The sequence below is a fragment of the Inquilinus sp. YAF38 genome, from assembly GCF_052113205.1.
Taxonomy (GTDB): Bacteria; Pseudomonadota; Alphaproteobacteria; order DSM-16000; family Inquilinaceae; genus Inquilinus.
On the sequence record NZ_JBFRCU010000173.1, the window covers coordinates 1 to 5,102 of the forward strand.

Consider the following 5,102-nt stretch of genomic DNA (forward strand, 5'->3'; position numbering starts at 1 on the left):
CGGCAGGCGCGGGCTTCGCCGCCTCGGGCGCCGCGGCGGCCGGCTTGGCGGCGGGGGCACCGCCGGCCACAGCCGCGTCGATATCCGCCTTCACGATGCGGCCATGCGGGCCGCTGCCCTTCAGCGCCGCCAGGTCGACACCGGCCTGCTGCGCCATGCGGCGGGCCAGCGGGCTGGCGAAGACACGGCTGTCGTCATGGCCATTGGTCGCCGGCTTGGCGGCCGGGGTCGGCCGCGCGGCCGGGGCGTCGGCCTTCGCCTCAGCCTTCGGCTCGGCGGCCGGAGCCCCGGCTTTCGCCTCGGCCTTCGGCGCGGGCGCCCCGCCCTTCAGCGCGCCGGCATCCTCGCCCTCCTCCAGCAGGATGGCGATGACCTCGTTGACCGCGACGTTCTCGGTGCCCTCGGCCACCAGAATCTTGCCGATGGTGCCTTCGTCGACCGCCTCGACCTCCATGGTCGCCTTGTCGGTCTCGATCTCGGCGATCACGTCGCCGGACTTGACCTTGTCGCCTTCCTTCTTGTGCCAGGTGGCGAGCGTGCCCTCGGTCATCGTGGGCGACAGCGCCGGCATCAGAATGTTGATCGTCATCGATCCCTCCCCTGTCCGACGCCTTAGCGGTAGCAGGCGGCCTTGGCCGCCGCCACGATGTGCGATGCCTGCGGCAGCGCGAGATGCTCGAGATTGGCCGCATAGGGCAGCGGCACGTCGACCGAGCAGACCCGGCCCACCGGGGCGTCGAGATAGTCGAAGGCGTGCTCCATCATCAGCGCCGCCAGCTCCGACCCGATACCGGCGAAGGGCCAGCTCTCTTCGGCGGAGACCAGGCGGTTGGTCTTCTTGACCGAGTTGACGATGGTTTCGACGTCGAGCGGCCGGATCGAGCGCAGGTCGATGACCTCGGCGTCGATGCCCTCCGCGGCCAGGGTCTCGGCCGCCTCCAGCGCCTTGCCGACCATGATCGAATAGGCGGCGATGGTGACGTCCTTGCCCGGGCGCACGATCTTGGCGCGGCCGATCGGGACGATGAAGTCGGGATCCTCCGGCACGTCGAAGCTCTGGCCGTAGAGCATCTCGTTCTCGAGAAAGATCACCGGGTTCGGGTCGCGGATCGCCGATTTCAGCAGGCCCTTGGCATCCGCCGCCGACCAGGGCGACACCACCTTCATGCCCGGGCAGTGCGCGTACCAGCTGGCATAGTCCTGGCTGTGCTGGGCGCCGACGCGCGATGCGGCGCCGTTCGGGCCGCGGAACACGATCGGGCTGCCCATCTGGCCGCCGGACATGTACAGCGTCTTGGACGCCGAGTTGATGATCTGGTCGATCGCCTGCATGGCGAAGTTGAAGGTCATGAACTCGACGATCGGCCGCAGCCCGGCATAGGCGGCGCCGACGCCGAGGCCGGTGAAGCCGTGCTCGGTGATCGGGGTGTCGATCACGCGCTTGGCGCCGAACTCCTCGAGCAGGCCCTGGCTGACCTTGTAGGCGCCCTGGTACTCCGCGACCTCCTCGCCCATCAGGAACACGGTCGGGTCGCGCCGCATCTCCTCGGCCATGGCGTCGCGCAGTGCCTCGCGCACGGTCAGGCGCCTGGTCTTGGCGAAGAACTTGTCCTCGTCTGTCGCGGGCGGCGCCTTGCTCGCCGGCGGCGCAGCCGGGGCGGCGGGCGCCCGGGCCTCGACCTTCGGCGCCTCGGGGGCGGCCGGAGCCTCGCGCTGCGTCTCCGCCACCGGGGCGGCCTTGCCGTTGGCCTGGCCGATGTCGCCCGCGCTCTCGCCGTCGCCGAGCAGGATGGCGATCGGGGTGTTCACGGCCACGGCCTCGGTGCCCTCGGGCACCAGGATCTTGCCGATGGTGCCTTCGTCGACCGCCTCGACCTCCATGGTCGCCTTGTCGGTCTCGATCTCGGCGATGACGTCGCCCGACTTCACCGCATCACCCTCGCGCTTCAGCCACTTCGCGAGCGTGCCCTCGGTCATGGTCGGCGACAGCGCCGGCATCAGAATTTCGGTGGGCATTGGGAATTCTCCGGCAGCCGGCGGCGCCTCAAAGGGCGCCTGCCGGGTCGTGATGACTCAGGCTTCGATCAGAACGTCGGTGTAGAGCTCCGACGGATCGGGCTCCGGGCTCTGCTGCGCGAATTCCGCCGCATCGTTGACGATGCCCCGGATCTCCTTGTCGATCGCCTTGAAGTCGTCCTCGCTGACGCCGCCGATCGCGTCGATCTTCTTCCGCACCAGATCGATCGGGTCGTGCGTCTCACGCATCTTCGCCACCTCCTCCTTGCTCCGGTACTTGGCCGGATCGGACATCGAGTGGCCGCGATAGCGGTAGGTCATCATCTCGAGGATGGTCGGCCCCTCGCCGGCCCGGGCACGTTCCAGCGCCTCGGCCGCCGCGGCCTTGACCGACAGCACGTCCATGCCGTCGACCTGGACGCCCGGGATGCCATAGGCCTGGCCGCGCAGATGCAGGTCGGCATTGGCCGAGGCGCGCTGGACCGAGGTGCCCATGCCGTATTTGTTGTTCTCGATCACATAGATGACCGGAAGCTTCCAGAGAGCCGCCATGTTGAAGCTCTCATACACCTGGCCCTGGTTCGACGCGCCGTCGCCGAAATAGGTGATCGACGCGCCGCCATCCTCCTTGTAGCGATGGGCAAAGCCGAGGCCGGTGCCGAGCGAGACCTGGGCGCCGACAATGCCGTGGCCGCCGAAGAACTTCTTCTCGCGGCTGAACATGTGCATCGAGCCGCCCTTGCCCTTGGAGTAGCCGCCGCGGCGTCCGGTCAGCTCCGCCATCACGCCGCGCGGATCCATGCCGCAGGCCAGCATGTGGCCGTGGTCGCGATAGCCGGTGATGACGTCGTCGGCGGGCGTCTGCGCCGCCTGCATGCCGACCACCACGGCCTCCTGGCCGATATAGAGGTGGCAGAAGCCGCCGATCAGACCCATGCCGTACAACTGCCCGGCCTTCTCTTCGAAGCGGCGGATCAGCAGCATGTCGCGGTAGTAGCGCAGCAACTCATCCTTGCCGGCTGCGGCGGGAGCCACGGCTCCCGACGTCTTCTCCTGGGCAGGACGACGTTTCGTGGCGGCCAATGGATCCTCCCTGGTCGGATAGCATCGGGTTAGTAGGCGCGCATAGTTTTGTCGCCTGGCCCAGTGCTACCCCGCACGGACCGAATTTGCAAGGCGCAGGTCCGTGGCCGCGCCGCCATCGGCGCAAGGCAGACGCGCGGGTTTACTGGGCCGGCGCAGAGGCCGGTGCGATCTTGGGAAAGAAAATGACGACATCGTCCGGCCTGGCGACATTCAGCATCGCCCGGGCCCGTTCGTCCAGCATGTCGAGGTCGACCTGCTTCGGGTCGATCAGCGCGGCGCGCTTTTCCATCTCCGTGCGCTGGGCGGTCAATTCGTCCAGCGTCGACTGCGCTTGGGCGACCTCGCCCTGCAGCGCGTCGCGGGCGAAGATGCCGTGGTCGCCCTGGATCGCATGGTAGCTGAAATAGGCGATCAGGCAGACGCCGACCACCGGCCCGATGATCGGCCGCAGTTTCCGCCGGAGATAGCGAAACATGCTCATGGCTCTAGGTCACCATAGGTCGGGGTCGGCGTCAATCAATGGTACTAACGCTGGCGCAGCACCGACCGGCCGGCATAGCTGGCGGCACGGCCCAGCTGCTCCTCGATCCGGATCAACTGGTTGTACTTGGCCAGCCGGTCGGAGCGGCTGAGCGAACCGGTCTTGATCTGCCCGCAATTGGTGGCGACGGCGAGGTCGGCGATGGTGGCATCCTCGGTCTCGCCCGAGCGGTGCGACATCACCGCGGTGTAGCCGGCCTTGTGCGCCATCTCCACCGCCTGCAGCGTCTCGGTCAGCGTGCCGATCTGGTTGACCTTGACCAGGATCGAGTTGCCGATGCCACGGGCGATGCCCTGGGACAGGCGCTCGGGATTGGTGACGAACAGGTCGTCGCCGACCAGCTGGACGCGCTTGCCCAGGGCGCTGGTGATCGCGGCCCAGCCCTCCCAGTCGTCCTCGGCCATGCCGTCCTCGATCGACACGATCGGGTAGCGCGTCACCAGCTCCTCGTAGTAGGCGACGAGGCCGGTGCTATCGAGGCTCTTGCCCTCCCCCTCCAGAGCGTAGCGGCCGTCCTTGTAGAACTCGGTCGAGGCGGCATCCAGCCCCAGCACCACGTCGTCGCCCGGCTTGTAGCCGGCGGCCTCGATCGCCTGGACGATGAAGCTCAGCGCCTCGTCGGCTGAGCTGAGATTCGGCGCGAAGCCGCCCTCGTCGCCGACATTGGTGTTGTGGCCGGCATCCTTCAGCTTCTTGCGCAGGGCGTGGAACACCTCCGACCCGGTGCGCACCGCCTCGGCCAGGGTCGGCGCGCCGACCGGCAGGATCATGAACTCCTGGATGTCGATCGGATTGTCGGCATGGGCGCCGCCATTGATGATGTTCATCATCGGCACCGGCAGCGTGCTGGCATAGGCGCCGCCGACATAACGGTACAGCGGCAGGCCGGCATCCTCGGCCGCGGCGCGGGCCACGGCTAGGCTGACGCCGAGGATGGCGTTGGCGCCGAGCCGGCCCTTGTTCGGAGTGCCGTCCAGCTCGATCATGGTGCGGTCGAGCGCGATCTGGTCCTCGGCATCGAGGCCGGCCAGCGCGTCGAACAGCTCGCCGTTGACGGCATCGACCGCCTTGGTCACGCCCTTGCCGCCATAGACCGACTTGTCGCCATCACGCAGCTCGACCGCCTCATGGGCGYCGGTCGAGGCGCCGGACGGCACGGCGGCGCGGCCGAAGGCGCCGGATTCGAGGGTGACATCGACCTCGACGGTCGGGTTGCCCCGGCTGTCGAGGATCTGGCGGGCATGGATGTCGACGATCGCGGTCATAGAGCTGCCTCTCGCTTGCGCAGGAGTGGTAGGGCGGGAATCGGCGTGGCCAGACTGTGCCGCGGACCGGAAAATGCAAGGATTTTCACCTCTGCGCCTAGGGCAAACCTCACATCCGCCGATTGTGGCGCGGCCATGTTGTAACTGCGTCAATTTGGGGAGTAGCCTCGCGACAAAAGTACGCAACTCAGGGT

The 5,102-nt window shown here is 67.9% G+C and carries 5 protein-coding genes; all 5 read right to left on the bottom strand.

Annotated elements, in window-relative coordinates:
* Positions 1-589, bottom strand: a 589-nt coding sequence (locus tag AB4Z01_RS35780; protein WP_441701565.1) for a biotin/lipoyl-containing protein, incomplete at its 3' end; no start/stop codon positions are given.
* A gap of 23 nt (positions 590-612) precedes the next feature.
* A complete protein-coding gene (locus AB4Z01_RS35785; RefSeq protein ID WP_441701567.1) occupies positions 613-2,016 on the bottom strand; it encodes a pyruvate dehydrogenase complex E1 component subunit beta in 1,404 nt (467 codons plus the stop codon).
* Positions 2,017-2,073: 57 nt separating this feature from the next.
* Positions 2,074-3,051, bottom strand: coding sequence for a pyruvate dehydrogenase (acetyl-transferring) E1 component subunit alpha (gene pdhA / locus AB4Z01_RS35790; RefSeq protein WP_429229330.1), 978 nt, complete (start codon positions 3,049-3,051; stop codon positions 2,074-2,076).
* Positions 3,052-3,241: 190 nt separating this feature from the next.
* Positions 3,242-3,577 (bottom strand): FtsB family cell division protein, encoded by a 336-nt coding sequence (locus AB4Z01_RS35795; RefSeq protein ID WP_441701569.1) that lies wholly within the window; start codon positions 3,575-3,577, stop codon positions 3,242-3,244.
* A gap of 50 nt (positions 3,578-3,627) precedes the next feature.
* The gene (eno, locus tag AB4Z01_RS35800) at positions 3,628-4,908 is read right to left on the bottom strand and encodes a phosphopyruvate hydratase (protein WP_441701571.1); all 1,281 of its coding nucleotides are present in this window, start codon (positions 4,906-4,908) and stop codon (positions 3,628-3,630) included.
* Positions 4,909-5,102: the final 194 nt, after the last annotated feature.